Below are 12,713 nucleotides of genomic sequence, written 5' to 3' on the forward strand. Positions count from 1 at the left end.
GGGAAACGCGGCGGAGCAGGCCTGCGCGCTCGCGCGCGGCGTGCTGTCGGGCCTGTCCGCGCGGCGTCGAGCGGAGTCGAGAGCAGCCGAGGTGAGGTGAGGCGGAGCAGCCGAGGTGAGGTGAGGCGGAGCAGCCGAGGTGAGGTGAGGCGCGGCGGGGGCCGCGCCTGGCCTGATCAATCGAGCTGACCGTTCCTCATCAATCGAGCTGACCGTCGTTGATCCAGTCGATGAGCGTCTGCTGCTCTGCTTCCGTCAGGCAGGCCGCGTTGTCGGCGTCGATCGACGGGTCGCCGGTGCACCCTCTGCCGCGCGGCATTCTCGGGCTGCCGGCGATGTCGACGTGGAGGCGGATGAAGGCGCATTCGCCTTGCGTGATCGGCCTGGGTTGACCCTCATCGTCCACCTGGACGGTGCACGGGGCAGAGTTTGCGATGACCTGCGAGGACGCGTAGTTGATCCCGAAGCCGCTGGCCGGCGCGGGATCCGTGCGGGTGTGGCAGGGCGAGCACTTCTCCAGCAAGATGGGCTCAACGTCAGCCCACCGCACGGCGTCGTCGTCGCCGCCGCCGGCTCCGCCCTCGCCACCGCCCGCGCCGCCGACGCCGGTGTCGCCGCCCGCGCCGCCGACGCCGGTGTCGCCGCCTGCGCCGCCCGCGCCGACGGCCGATGCGCCGCCCGCGCCGCCAACGCCAACGGCGGAGGCACCGCTGTCGCCGCCCGCGCCGCCTGCGCCGACGGTGGTGGACTCGCCACCCGCGCCGCCCGCGCCAACAGCGACGGCGGTGGACTCGCCACCCGCACCACCCGCGCCAACAGCGACGGCGGTGGACTCGCCACCCGCGCCGCCCGCGCCGACAGCGACGGCGGTGGACTCGCCACCCGCACCACCCGCGCCAACAGCGACGGCGGTGGACTCGCCACCCGCGCCGCCCGCGCCGACAGCGACGGCGGTGGACTCGCCACCCGCGCCACCTGCGCCGACAGCGACGGCGGTGGACTCGCCACCCGCGCCGCCCGCGCCAACAGCGACGGCGGTGGACTCGCCACCCGCGCCGCCCGCGCCAACAGCGACGGCCGTCGTGGTGGTGGGATCGCCGCCCGTGCCGCCGACGCCGGTGGTGGCGGCGGTGGTGGGATCGCCGCCCGTGCCGCCGACGCCGGTGGTGGCGGCGGTGGTGGGATCGCCGCCCGTGCCGCCGACGCCGGTGGTGGCGGTGGTGGTGGGATCGCCGCCCGTGCCGCCGACGCCGGTGGTGGCGGTGGTGGTGGGATCGCCACCTGCGCCGCCGACGCCCGTGCCAGCGCCGGTCGCGCCGCCCTCGCCGCCGGTGCCGGTCGCGCCGCCGTCGCCGCCGGTGCCGGTCGCGCCGCCGTCGCCGCCGGTGCCGGTCGCGCCGCCGTCGCCGCCGGTGCCGGTCGCGCCGCCGCTGCCGCCGCTGCCGCCGTCGCCACCAGTACCTGTCCCGCTGCTGGTGGTGCTGCTGCTGGCGTTGCCGCCCTCACCGCCCGCGCCGCCTGTGCCTGTTTCCGAGTCGTCGTCGCCGCACGCGGTGAGCGCGAGGAGCAGCGCGCCGGTGGTCATGAAGAGACGGACCGAAGTCCGGGGAATAAAGAGCATGCGCGGAGAATAAGCGGGCGCGACCGCGTCGGTAAATGCCGCCGATAGTGGATGCAAGATTTCGCTATTGCCACATCGGTGGATTTCGCTATCGCTGAATCCCGGCGGCCAGCCCCAGAGCTCGGCCGCCAGCCATTTCCGGTGTGCGCCGCCCGTCGCTGTCGAGCCGTATCGTGGCGGCGTCACTTCGCGCGGACGCCCTCCGGAGCCCCGGTGGCGTTCGGAAACCTGGACTTGAGATCGTCCACGCCCCGCTGCGGGTTCGCCATCGCGGCGAGATCTGCGCGCTCTTTCCGCTTCTCGGCGGTGCTGCTCCCGGTCCGCTTGTCGCGCGCCTCCACGAGGGCGGCCGGCATCTCCCCATCGCGGTTGTACGACCACGCGAGGAGCGGATCGCCGACCGGCAGGTTGTGCGCGGCGGGGTGTCCCAGGTGACCCGTATCCCAGATGTGCCACGTCTTGCCGTAGCTGTTCATCTTCTTCTTCAGCGCCGCCTTCTCGGCCACCGCCGGGACGCCTGGCAGCGTCAGCTGGCCTGAGAGGATCTCGTAATTGTGCGGGTGCCAGCGCTTCTTCTCGTCCTCGGGCAGGCCCTCGAACATGCCCTCCGAGATGATGTACTCGACCCCGATGATGTTCGCGTCCTTCGTGTTCCCGTCGAAGATCACGCACTGCGTGAACTCTTCATTGATCCCTTTGCAGTAGTGGTGGGCTTCCATGTGATGGTCCGGGTTGTCCTTCATCACGTGGAATCCGTCCAGGTAGTGGTCGATCGCCCGCACAGGACTCAGGTCCTGGAGCGCCTCTGCGCCCTTCTCGAGGATCTTCGTATCGACCTTCTTCTCCTGCCCCGGCGGGGCGCCCTGATTCGAGGGGGGCGCGTCCGCCTGGCCGCACCCCTCGGCGAGCCCGGTCGCAACCATGAGCACGGTAATCGCAAGGTGAGGGCTTCTCGCCATCGTCAGCATCTCCCCGAAATAGGTCGCGGTGACCTGCGCTTGCTACGCGGTCCACGCGCCCACGTGAGCTGCAAATCCACTGTTCCGGTCTCCGCTTAACGCTTTTTCACTTCTCACACTTTGCAAATCCACTGCCAGCGGCCGAAAAGCGGCGCGTCCTGCCGGCTCGCGAGGCAGGCCGTGGCCTCCTGCATCGGATGTGGCGTTATGCCACGGGTGAATTATCGCGCTGCGCCATCGGGTTTGCGTATTGCGGCCCGACTCGGACCATGGTTCATGGATGGCGTTCCAGGGCGCGTCGTGTCATGCGGCGCGCCACGAGGCGCCGCGCCTAGCCTGCGTTCCAGGGGACGCCGCGGCCGCGCGGCGGCGGGTCTAACGCAGAGTGCCAGCGCCGGGGGAGATGGACGGCGGATCCCGCGTTCGCGTGAGGGGGGGCTTGCGTGCGGGTGGAGTCATGGATTAGAACGTTCCCGTCCTTCTTATGTTGTCTTACACCCATCGCGTGGAGCTCGGTTCTCCGCACGTCCACGCGCCCGCTCGGCTCTCGGCCTTGCTCGGGCGCGCCGCTCGACAGGGCTCTTCTGCCCGGCCGGGCGCGTGCGCGATCCTGCCTGTGCGAGCTCCCTGCCCGCCGCGAGGGCGGCGACCGACCTGGAGCAGGGGGTGACCTCCAGGCCTGCGAGCTCGAGGGCTACCATGGGCCTCGCGGCCCGGTTCGCTCGCGAGCGGGCGGCGCGCGGGGCTCATCCCGATCGACGCTTTGCTTGACAGTCACGGTTCACCTCAGAGCCCATCCTTCATCTCACTGACAAAAGAGGGGAGCACCTATGCGCCTCACACGGTATGCGACATGGATCATGGCGGCGGCGGTTGTCATCGCGCCGGCCGCCTGCGGGGACGACACCTCCGGTGACTCGACCAGCTCGTCGACGGGGTCGGGCAGCGGCACCGGCGCCAGCAGCGCCACCGGTACGGGCAGCGCCACCGGTACCGGCAGCGGCGCCGGCACCGGCGGCAGCGGCAGCGGCACCGGCGGCAGCGGCACCGGCGCCGGCGGCAGCGGCCAGGGCGGCAGCGGCGCCGGCGATAGCGCGGGCCTCCTTCCCTGCGACGCCGGCTGGCCCGAGGTGCATAGCGCGATCGCGCAGGATCCGGAGATCGAGGCGGCCATCGACGAGCTGCTCGGCCGGATGAAGATCGAGGAGAAGGTCGGCCAGATGGTGCAGGCCGAGATCGGCAGCATCACGCCGGCGGAGGTCAAGCAGTACCACATCGGCTCGGTGCTGAACGGCGGCGGCTCCTGGCCGGGCAAGAAGAAGGACGCGACGGCGGCGGAGTGGGTCGCGATGGCCGACTCGTTCTACAACGCGTCGGTGGACACGGCCGGCGGCCGCGCCGGTATCCCGATCATCTGGGGCATCGACGCGGTGCACGGGAACAACAATGTCCGCGGCGCCACGCTCTTCCCGCACAACATCGGCCTGGGCGCCGCACGCGACCCCGAGCTGCTCGAGCGCATCGGCGCCGCGACGGCCAAGGAGGTCGCGGCCACCGGGATCGACTGGACCTTCGCCCCGACGCTCGCCACCGTGCGCGACGACCGGTGGGGCCGCACCTACGAGGGCTACTCCGAGGATCCGGAGATCGTGAACGCCTACGCCGGCCGGGTCGTGGAGGGCATCCAGGGCGCCGCGAACAGCGCGGAGCTCTTCGGGCCCTCGCGCGTCATCGCGACGGCCAAGCACTTCATCGGCGACGGCGGCACCGACAAGGGCGATGACCAGGGGAACAACCTGTCGACCGACACCGAGCTGTGCGAGATCCACGGCCAGGGCTACATGTCCGCCATCCCCGCGGGCGTGCAGACGGTCATGGCGTCCTACAACCGGGTGCGCGGCGACAAGATGCACGGCAAGGGCGATCTGCTCACCGGCGTGCTGAAGGAGAAGTTCCACTTCGACGGCTTCGTCATCGGCGACTGGAACGGTCACGGGCAGGTGACGGGCTGCACCAACGACTCGTGCGCCGCCTCGATCAACGCCGGTGTGGACATGATCATGGTCCCGACCGACTGGAAGGCGTTCTACACGAACACCCTCGCGCAGGTGAACGGGGGCCAGATCTCGAAGGAGCGGGTCGACGACGCCGTGCGGAGGATCCTGCGGGTCAAGATGCGCGTAGGGCTGCTCGGCCCGCACAAGACCAAGGGCGCCCCGTCGACGCGGGAGTTCGCCGGGGAGCAGGCGGTGCTCGGGGCCGCGGAGCACCGGGAGCTCGCGCGCGAGGCGGTGCGGAAGTCGCTTGTGCTGCTCAAGAACGCGGGCGGGGTGCTGCCCCTCGATCCGTCGGCCAACGTGCTCGTCGCCGGCAAGTCCGCGGACAGCCTCCCGAACCAGGCCGGCGGGTGGTCGCGGACGTGGCAGGGCACCGACAACTCGAACGCCGATTTCCCGGGCGCCACGTCGATCTACGCGGGGATCCAGGCGGCCGTGTCGGGCCGGGGCCAGGCGACCCTGAGCGCGAACGGCGCCGCCGCCTCGTCGGGGAACTTCGATGTGGCGATCGTGGTGATCGGCGAGACGCCGTACGCCGAGATGAATGGCGATATCCAGCCCGGGACGGACCCCAACAACAACGCCGCGCACGCGAAGACGCTGGAGCACGCGCTCTTCCACGCCGAGGACCTGCAGGTCCTCCAGGCCATCCGCACGGCAAAGCCGGATCTGCCGATCGTGACGGTGTTCCTGTCGGGCCGCCCGCTCTACGTGAACAAGGAGCTGAACCGCTCGGACGCGTTCGTGGCGGCGTGGCTCCCTGGCTCGGAGGGCGGCGGCGTGGCCGACGTGCTGTTCGGCGTGAGCGAGTTCCAGGGCAAGCTCTCGTTCTCGTGGCCCGGGAGCGAGTGCCAGCGCGTCAACCGCAACGACGGCGGCGAGGCGCTGTTCCCCTACGGCTTCGGCCTGACCACGGCGGACCAGGACACGCTCGGCGAGCTGCCCGAGACGTCCACCGGCACCGCCTGCAACTGACCTCCTCCGCGCCGCCGCCGCCGCCCGCACGCGCCGCGGCGGCGGCGGCGCCCCTCATCGCCCCGTCGTGAGCACCACCTTGCCGGTCGTCGCGCGGGACGCGACCGCCGTCATGGCGGCCCTGGCGTCCGCCATCGGCGGCGCGGCCGAGATGAGCGGCTTGATCGCGCCCTTGTCGTAGAGCGCGTAGAGCTCGTCCTGCGCGCTCCGCGTCAGGGCGGGCTCGGCGCGGCTGTACGTGCCCCAGTAGACGCCGATCACCGAATAGTTCTTCACGAGCAGGTGGTTCGCGCGCGCCGCGGGGAAGTGGCCTGAAGCGAAGCCGATCACCAGGATGCGGCCCTCGAAGGCGATGCACCGCGTGGATCGCTCGAAGACGTCGCCGCCGACGGGATCGAAGACGATATCGGCCCCTCGGCCCGCGGTCCGGTCCTTGACGATGGCGACGAAGTCCTCGCTCCGGTAGTCGATCGCGAGGTCCGCCCCGAGGGCGCGGCAGATCGCGGCCTTCTCCTTGCCGCCGGCGGTGGCGATGACGGTCGCGCCGGCGGCCTTGGCGAGCTGGATCGCCGCGCTGCCGACGCCGCCCGCGCCGGCGTGCACGAGCACCGTGTCGCCCGGCCTGAGGCCGGCGCGCCGGTGCAGCGCGAAATAGCCTGTCTGGTACGTGATCGTCAGCGCCGCGGCGTCCTCGAACGGCATGCCGTCCGGGAGCGCGTAGGTCGTGCGTCGGCCCGCGACGACGCGCGTCGCGTACCCGCCCGCGCCGGGGAGCGTCGCGGCCACGCGGGCGCCCGGCGGCAGCGACGGCTCGCGGCTCTCGACGACGGCGCCGGCCACCTCGAAGCCGGGGATGAACGGCGGAGTCGGCCTGACCTGATGGGCGCCCGCCGTGAAGAGGACGTCGGGGAAGTTGATCGCCGAGGCGGCGATCTCGATCCGGACCTCCCCCTCGGCGAGCGGGGCGTCATTCACCTCTTCCCAGACCAGGATCTCGGGGGAGCCGAAGGAGTGTCCGCGCCAGGCGTGCATGGGGGGCGGACCTTAGCAGAAAGCGCGGGGCGACCCCGGCGCAAGGCGCGACGGCGCCGCCCCGCGCGCCAGGGAGCCCTGGCGGGATTGCTGACACGCGAGATCAGCGGAGGATCTCGATTGGCAGCTTCGCCGTCACGGAGCCCTGCTCCTGCCCGTCGAACGTCACCTCGACATCGTAGGTCCCCGGCGCGAAGAACTCGTCTTCCGGGTTGTCCGTGTCCGACGGCCCGGTCCACTGCCGCCCCGACCAGCGGATCGTCTGCGTCGCCGTCGTCGCGTCGAGCTGCACGGTCGCCGCGTCGTTGGGAGCGCAACACCCCGTGTCGCACAGGCAGTACTGCTGTGGATCTCCCGCCGTCGACAGCCCGGTGATCTGGTACGTGACGAACGAGCGCGGGTCCGCGCTCGGCTCGACGCAGCGCCCGCACCCGTCGGAGGCCGCGATGTCGAGCGGGGGGACGCTCGCGTCGGTCGTGACCGTATAGACGAACTCCGCCGGCTCACGCCGCCAGTAGATGCACCGGCTCGACTCGATCGACAGCGTCACGCCCGGGATCGTGCCCGCGACGTCGCGCACCGCGCACGGCTCGGCCCCCGGCGGCACCCCGCGGTCGCCGCCGCTGCTGCTGCCATCGCCGTCACCGCCGCTCCCGCCGCCCTCCTTGCCGCCGCACCCCATCGCGCACACACCGGACAGCAACGCTGCCGCCAGAGCTCGAAGCATCTCGTTCGCCATTCCCTCACCTCTCCGTTCCGCGCGCCACCCCGCCTGTCTGCGGCGGCGCGCGATCGGCAGCAAGGGAGATGTCCCGCGAAGAGCGTGCGGGCTCGGCAGTGCAGGCCGTGGCTCCCGCCACCCTGGGCCATCGATTGTGCCACCCTGGGCCGCTGTCTGCTCGCGGGGTTCGCTTCGGCCCTGCTTCAGGGGTAGATCCTGCGGAATCCCCCCATTTGCGGCCCTTTTCAGCGGATAAATTGAACAGGGAGGCGGGGAGAGGGGGAGGAAAATCTTCAAGATACTCCCCGTCTCCCCGTCTCCCCGCCTCCCTGTGAATTTTCTCGAAGAAGTTGAGGGGATGCCTCAGGGGTAGATCTCGATCCCCAGCTTCGCCGTGACGACGCCTTGCTCCTTGCCGTCGAACGTCACCTCGACTTCGTAGCTCCCCGGCGCGAAGAAGTCGCCCTCCGGATTGCCGGTGTCGGACGGCCCGTTCCACTGCCGCCCCGACCAGAGGATCGACTGCGTCACCGTCGTCGCGTCGACCTGCACGGTCGCTGACTCGTCGGGAGGGCAGCAGCCCACGTCGCACAGGCAGTAGCTCTGCGGCTGCGGATCAGCGCCCCACGAGAGGCCGCTGATCTTGTAGGACACGAACGAGAGCGGATCGCTCGTCGGCTTGACGCAGCGCCCGCAGCCGGTCGAGGCCGCGATGTCGATCGGGGGGACGCTCGAGTCGGTCGTGACCGTGTAGACGAACTCGGCCGGCTCTCCCTCGTGGTAGACGCAGCGGCTCGACTCGATCGTTATCTTCACGCCAGGGATCGTGCCCTCGACGTCGCGCACCTCGCACGGCTCTTCCGGCGGGAAGCCGCAGCCACCACCGCTGCCCTCGCCGCAGCCGCCCGCGCCGCTGTCGTCGCCGCCGCTGCCGCTGCCGCTGTCGTCGCCGCCGCCGCCGCTGCTGTTGCCGCCGCTGCCGCTGCTGTCGCCGCCGCTGCCGCTGCTGTTGCCGCCGCCGCCGCTGCTGTCGCCGCCGCTGCCGCCGCTGGCGCCAACGCCGTCGTTGCCGCCGTTGTCGCACCCCATCAGGCACGCACCGGACAGCAGGGCTGCCATCAGGGCTCGAAGCATGTTGCTCGTCATCTCATCACCTCTTCGCGTTCGCCTGCGCTCCTCGCGCGCGGCGGCGAGGGCTGACAGCAAGAGAGGTGCCTCGCGACAAACGGGCGGATCCAGGCAGGAGCAGAGCCAGCGCGTGGCACATCAGGCCCGCGGATGTGCCAGCATGAGCCGACGCGGGCGTGCGACGGAGCCCGGGTCGCGCTCGCTCACTCGACTTCCGGGTACCAGCACGCCACGCGGTGGCCGCTCCCGGGGACGAGCTCCTCGAGCGGCGGGATCTCGACGTCGCACTTGCCCTCCTCGGCCTTCCGGCAGCGCGGGTGGAAGACGCAGCCCTCGGGCGGGTTGATCGCGCTCGCCGGCGCGCCCGGCAGCAGGCGCCGCGCCTTGCCGCCGCGCTCGATCGACGGCGTCGCCTCGAAGAGCGCGCGCGTGTACGGGTGGTGCCGCCGCTCGGTCACGCCCTTCGCCGGGCCGATCTCCACGATCCTGCCGAGGTACATCACCGCGACGCGGTGGCTCACGTGCTCGACCACCCGGAGGTCGTGCGAGATGAACAGGAGGCTCAGCCCGAGCTCGTCCTGGAGGTCCTCCAGGAGGTTGACGATCTGGGCCTGGACCGAGAGGTCGAGCGCGCTCACCGGCTCGTCGCAGACGATGAAGTCCGGGCGCACGGCGAGCGCCCGCGCGATCGCGACCCGCTGCCGCTGCCCGCCGGAGAGCTCGTGGGGGAAGCGCTCCATCATGTCCGGCCGCAGCCCGACCTTCTGGAGCACGCCCTCGACCAGCGCGGTCTCCTCGTCGCGGCTCCGCGCGAGGCGGTGGATCACGAGGCCCTCGCCGACGATCTCGCGCAGGGTCATGCGCGGATTGAGCGAGCCGTACGGGTCCTGGAAGACGATCTGCATCCGCCGGCGCATGGCCCGGAGCGCGCGGCCGGACATCGCGGTGAGGTCCTCGCCGTCGAAGAAGACGCGGCCGACGGTGGGCTCGATGAGCCGGATCGCGAGGCGCCCGAGGGTGCTCTTGCCGGAGCCGGACTCGCCGACGAGGCCGAGCGTCTCGCCGCGGTGCACGTGGAAGGTCACCCCGTCGACGGCCTGCACGAACGACGGCTTCGCGAAGGGGCCGCGCTGCACCGGGTACAGCTTCGAGAGCCGCTCGGCCTGGACGAGCGGGCGCTCGCCCCGCGCGCTCTCGGCGCGCGCCTCGGCGGCGCCGGCCTCGTCGCCCTGGGCGGGGAGCGGGTAGTCGCTGTCGCGCGTCACGCCGCGCCCTCCTCTCCGGGGCGGCCCGGGCCCGCGAGGAGAAAGCAGCGCGCGGCGTGGTGCCCCGCGCCGGGCGAGGCGGGCGAGGCGAGATAGAGCTCCGGCGGCTCGGCGCGGCAGCGGTCGAACACCGCCTCGCAGCGGTCCTGGAAGCGGCAGCCGCGCGGCGGGTCGCGCAGGTCGGGCAGGCCGCCGGGGATGGTCGGCAGGCGCAGCGCGCGCTCGCCGCGCACGCGGTGCGGGCGGAACCCGCGCGCCGGGATGCTCCGGAGGAGCGAGCGCGTGTAGGGGTGCGACGGCGCGGCGAGCACGTCGCGCGCCGGCCCTTGCTCCACGACGACGCCGGCGTAGAGGACGACGATGTCGTCGGCGAGCTCGCCGACCACGGCGAGGTCGTGCGCGATGAGCAGGAGGCTCATCGACGTCTCCGCCTTGAGCCGCTCGAGCAGGTCGAGGATCTGCGCCTGGGTGGTCATGTCGAGCGCGGTGGTCGGCTCGTCGGCGATGAGCAGCGAGGGGCCGGGCGCGAGGGCCATGGCGATCATGACGCGCTGGCGCATGCCGCCGGACAGCTCGTGCGGGTAGCTGTTCGCGCGCACCTCGGGCTCGGGGAAGCCGACCTTGCGCAGGAGGCTCACCGCGTAGAGCCGGGCGTCGCCGCGCGACATGGGCAGGTGCAGCCGGATCGCCTCGGCGATCTGGGCGCCGACCGTGTACACGGGGTTCAGCGAGGTCATCGGCTCCTGGAAGATCATGGCGATCTTCCCGCCGCGCACGGCGCGCATCTCGCGCTCGCCGAGCGCGAGGAGGTCCTTGCCCTCGAACTCGATCGAGCCGCCGTCGATGGATGCGTAGGGCGCGGGCAGGAGCCGCAGGATGCTGAGCGCGGTGACCGTCTTGCCGCAGCCCGACTCGCCGACGAGCGCCACGGTGCGCCCGCGCGGCACGGTGAACGAGACGCGGTCGAGGACGTGGGTGACGCGGCCGTCGGCGGTGAACGAGACGCGGAGGTCGCTCACCTTGAGCAGCGCCTCGGCGGGCGGGGCTGCCCCTGCCGGCGGGGGCGGCGCGGTGGTGCGGAGGAGCGGGAAGGGGCGCCCGCTCGGCATCGAGCGCTGCGTGACGGCAGGCTCGTCGTCGTCGGCGCGGGCGCCGCGCGCGGACGTGGGGGCGCCGCGCGCGGAGGTGGGGGCGCCGCGCGCGGACATGGGGACGCCGTGCGCGGACATGGGGGCGCCGCGCGCGGACATGGGGGCGCCGCGCGCGGACATTGGGGCGCTGGGCGATGTCGGGGCGCTGGGCGATGTCGGGGCGCTGGGCGATGTCGGGGCGCTGGGCGATGTCGGGGCGCTGGGCACCGGTGGGGCGCTGGGCGATGTCGGGGCGCTCGGCACCGCCGGCGGATCGCTCGGCGTGGTCAGCCTGCCCCGGCCGGCGTCGTGGCGGACGAGGGGCAGGGGGAGAGAGGGGCGCCCGCCGAGGTCGTCGTCCTCGTCGTCCTTGCCGGTGCTCACCGTACGTAGACCTCGAGCAGCGGGCCGGTGCCCTGGGAGATCCCCATCGAGTACGCCGCCCCGACGGCGTCGCTGCCCGGCGCGAGGATCGCGATGCCGTGGTCGTCCAGGCGCCGCCTGGCCCAGCCGCGCACGAGCGCGGTGACGTCGATGCGCAGCGGCGTCGTGGGGCGGCGCCGCACGACGGCGGCGGGCTCCGGGATCGACAGGCGGGGCTGCCGGCCCCACGTGGCCGTCTCGGAGCGCCACGGCTCGAGGATGCGCGCGACCTCGAGCGTGAGCGCGCCCTCGGCGGGCGGCGCCAGCGGGGTCGGCTCCAGGACGACGAAGGCGCTCGCGATGTCGGCGTCGACGCCGAAGGTCGGCGCGAACCGGAGCAGCAGCACGACGTCGCCCGTCGCGGCGCGCCCGAGCGCGACCGCGTCGGGGAGGCCGGGCGCGGCGTCGCCGCCCTCCGCGAGCACCGCCACGTCCGCGGGCGGGAGCAGCACCCGGCGCGCGTCGATGGGCGACGGGAGGGCGCTCGCCGGCCGGCAGCGCCCCGCGACGCAGCGGCGGGCGCCGCAGACGCCGGCGCCCGCGCACACGCCCGCGTCCGCCGCGGGGGCGCCGCCGCAGCCCAGGAGCGGCGGCGCCGCGACGAGCAGGGCCACGGGCGCGAGGGCGGCGAGCAGTCGCACAGCGGGGGCGACCATAGCAGAGGGGGGCGCGGCCGGCATCGCGATCCCTGTTGTCGGGCCGCTGCCACTCTGCTGGGATGGCGCGCCGTGCGCATTCGAGTCTTCGCCGTCCTGAGAGCGCTCGTGATCGTGGCCGCGCTGCCCGTGGCGTTGGCGGCCTGTGGGAAGAAGGCCCCGCTCGGCTCGCCGTGCCGCGCTGACGACGACTGCGGCTCCGGCCTCGCTTGCCACCGCGAGCAGTGCCTGCACGAGGGGAGCGCCCGGCGCCTGCGCGAGGAGGAGCAGCGCGCCTCCGGCGGCGCCGCCGCGCGGAAGGTCGGCGACCGCATCGAGGTCGAGTGGAAGGGCTCCTACAAGCCCGCCGTCATCACCAGCGTCGTCACGCCCGGCTCGTACCGGGTCCATTTCGAGGGCTACGACGCGCAGTGGGACGAGGTCGTGACAGAGGCCCGCATCAAGGGCGGCGCGCGCTCGGGCTCAGGGCAGAAGGCGGCGGTCCCGGCGGCGAGCAGCTCGACTCCCTGAGCGGCGGGGAGGCTCCTCGGCGCGGCCGCCCGCCGCGCCCGGGTTCGGCACAGGGCGGCGCATCTGCGGCGAGGCGCGCTGGCACTGCGTGGCGCAGTTGTTGTGCGCGGGGCGTGGTGAGGCGCGCAGCTCCGGGCAGCTCGGGGCCGGCATGAGGACCACGAGATGTGCAGCCGCAATGCGCGCGTCGGCGACCGAGCCCACGAGCTGAAGGTCCAGGTCGATGAGGTGCTGCT

At 72.8% G+C, this 12,713-nt stretch carries 10 protein-coding genes; 2 read left to right on the forward strand and 8 right to left on the reverse strand.

From position 1 onward, the window contains the following. Positions 1–199 precede the first annotated feature (199 nt). Both WME85_RS50585 and WME85_RS50590 read right to left on the reverse strand, forming a co-directional pair. Positions 200–1,807: a hypothetical protein gene (locus tag WME85_RS50585; RefSeq protein WP_437832715.1), complete on the reverse strand. Its 1,608-nt coding sequence runs from the start codon at positions 1,805–1,807 to the stop codon at positions 200–202. Continuing rightward, complete coding sequence (locus WME85_RS50590; RefSeq protein WP_437832717.1) at positions 1,804–2,544, reverse strand: OBAP family protein; 741 nt, start codon at positions 2,542–2,544, stop codon at positions 1,804–1,806. Before WME85_RS50590 ends, WME85_RS50585 begins: the two co-directional genes overlap by 4 nt. A gap of 866 nt (positions 2,545–3,410) precedes the next feature. On the opposite strand from WME85_RS50590, the gene WME85_RS50595 reads away from it, so the two are divergent. After that, positions 3,411–5,612, forward strand: coding sequence for a glycoside hydrolase family 3 protein (locus WME85_RS50595; protein ID WP_437832719.1), 2,202 nt, complete (start codon positions 3,411–3,413; stop codon positions 5,610–5,612). Between the two features lie 54 nt (positions 5,613–5,666). On the opposite strand, the gene WME85_RS50600 is transcribed toward WME85_RS50595, so the two are convergent. From WME85_RS50600 to WME85_RS50625, 6 genes are all read right to left on the reverse strand, one after another. Next, entirely contained in the window at positions 5,667–6,644 is a 978-nt protein-coding gene (locus WME85_RS50600) for an NADPH:quinone oxidoreductase family protein (protein ID WP_437832721.1), read from the reverse strand. Between the two features lie 103 nt (positions 6,645–6,747). After that, a complete protein-coding gene (locus tag WME85_RS50605; protein WP_437832723.1) occupies positions 6,748–7,371 on the reverse strand; it encodes a hypothetical protein in 624 nt (207 codons plus the stop codon). Between the two features lie 357 nt (positions 7,372–7,728). After that, positions 7,729–8,499, reverse strand: a complete 771-nt coding sequence (locus WME85_RS50610; RefSeq protein ID WP_437832725.1) for a hypothetical protein — start codon at positions 8,497–8,499, stop codon at positions 7,729–7,731. Positions 8,500–8,696: 197 nt separating this feature from the next. After that, positions 8,697–9,758: an ABC transporter ATP-binding protein gene (locus WME85_RS50615; protein WP_437832727.1), complete on the reverse strand. Its 1,062-nt coding sequence runs from the start codon at positions 9,756–9,758 to the stop codon at positions 8,697–8,699. Beyond that, the gene (locus WME85_RS50620) at positions 9,755–10,777 is read right to left on the reverse strand and encodes an ABC transporter ATP-binding protein (protein WP_437842591.1); all 1,023 of its coding nucleotides are present in this window, start codon (positions 10,775–10,777) and stop codon (positions 9,755–9,757) included. The genes WME85_RS50615 and WME85_RS50620 overlap by 4 nt, the downstream gene beginning before the upstream one ends. A 491-nt stretch (positions 10,778–11,268) precedes the next feature. After that, positions 11,269–11,952, reverse strand: coding sequence for a hypothetical protein (locus WME85_RS50625; protein WP_437832729.1), 684 nt, complete (start codon positions 11,950–11,952; stop codon positions 11,269–11,271). 87 nt (positions 11,953–12,039) lie between these two features. Here WME85_RS50625 and WME85_RS50630 point away from each other — a divergent pair, with 87 nt between their 5' ends. Then, a complete protein-coding gene (locus WME85_RS50630; protein ID WP_437832731.1) occupies positions 12,040–12,477 on the forward strand; it encodes a hypothetical protein in 438 nt (145 codons plus the stop codon). Positions 12,478–12,713 lie beyond the last annotated feature (236 nt).

The sequence above is a fragment of the Sorangium sp. So ce1153 genome (genome assembly GCF_051521595.1).
GTDB lineage: Bacteria > Myxococcota_A > Polyangia > Polyangiales > Polyangiaceae > Sorangium.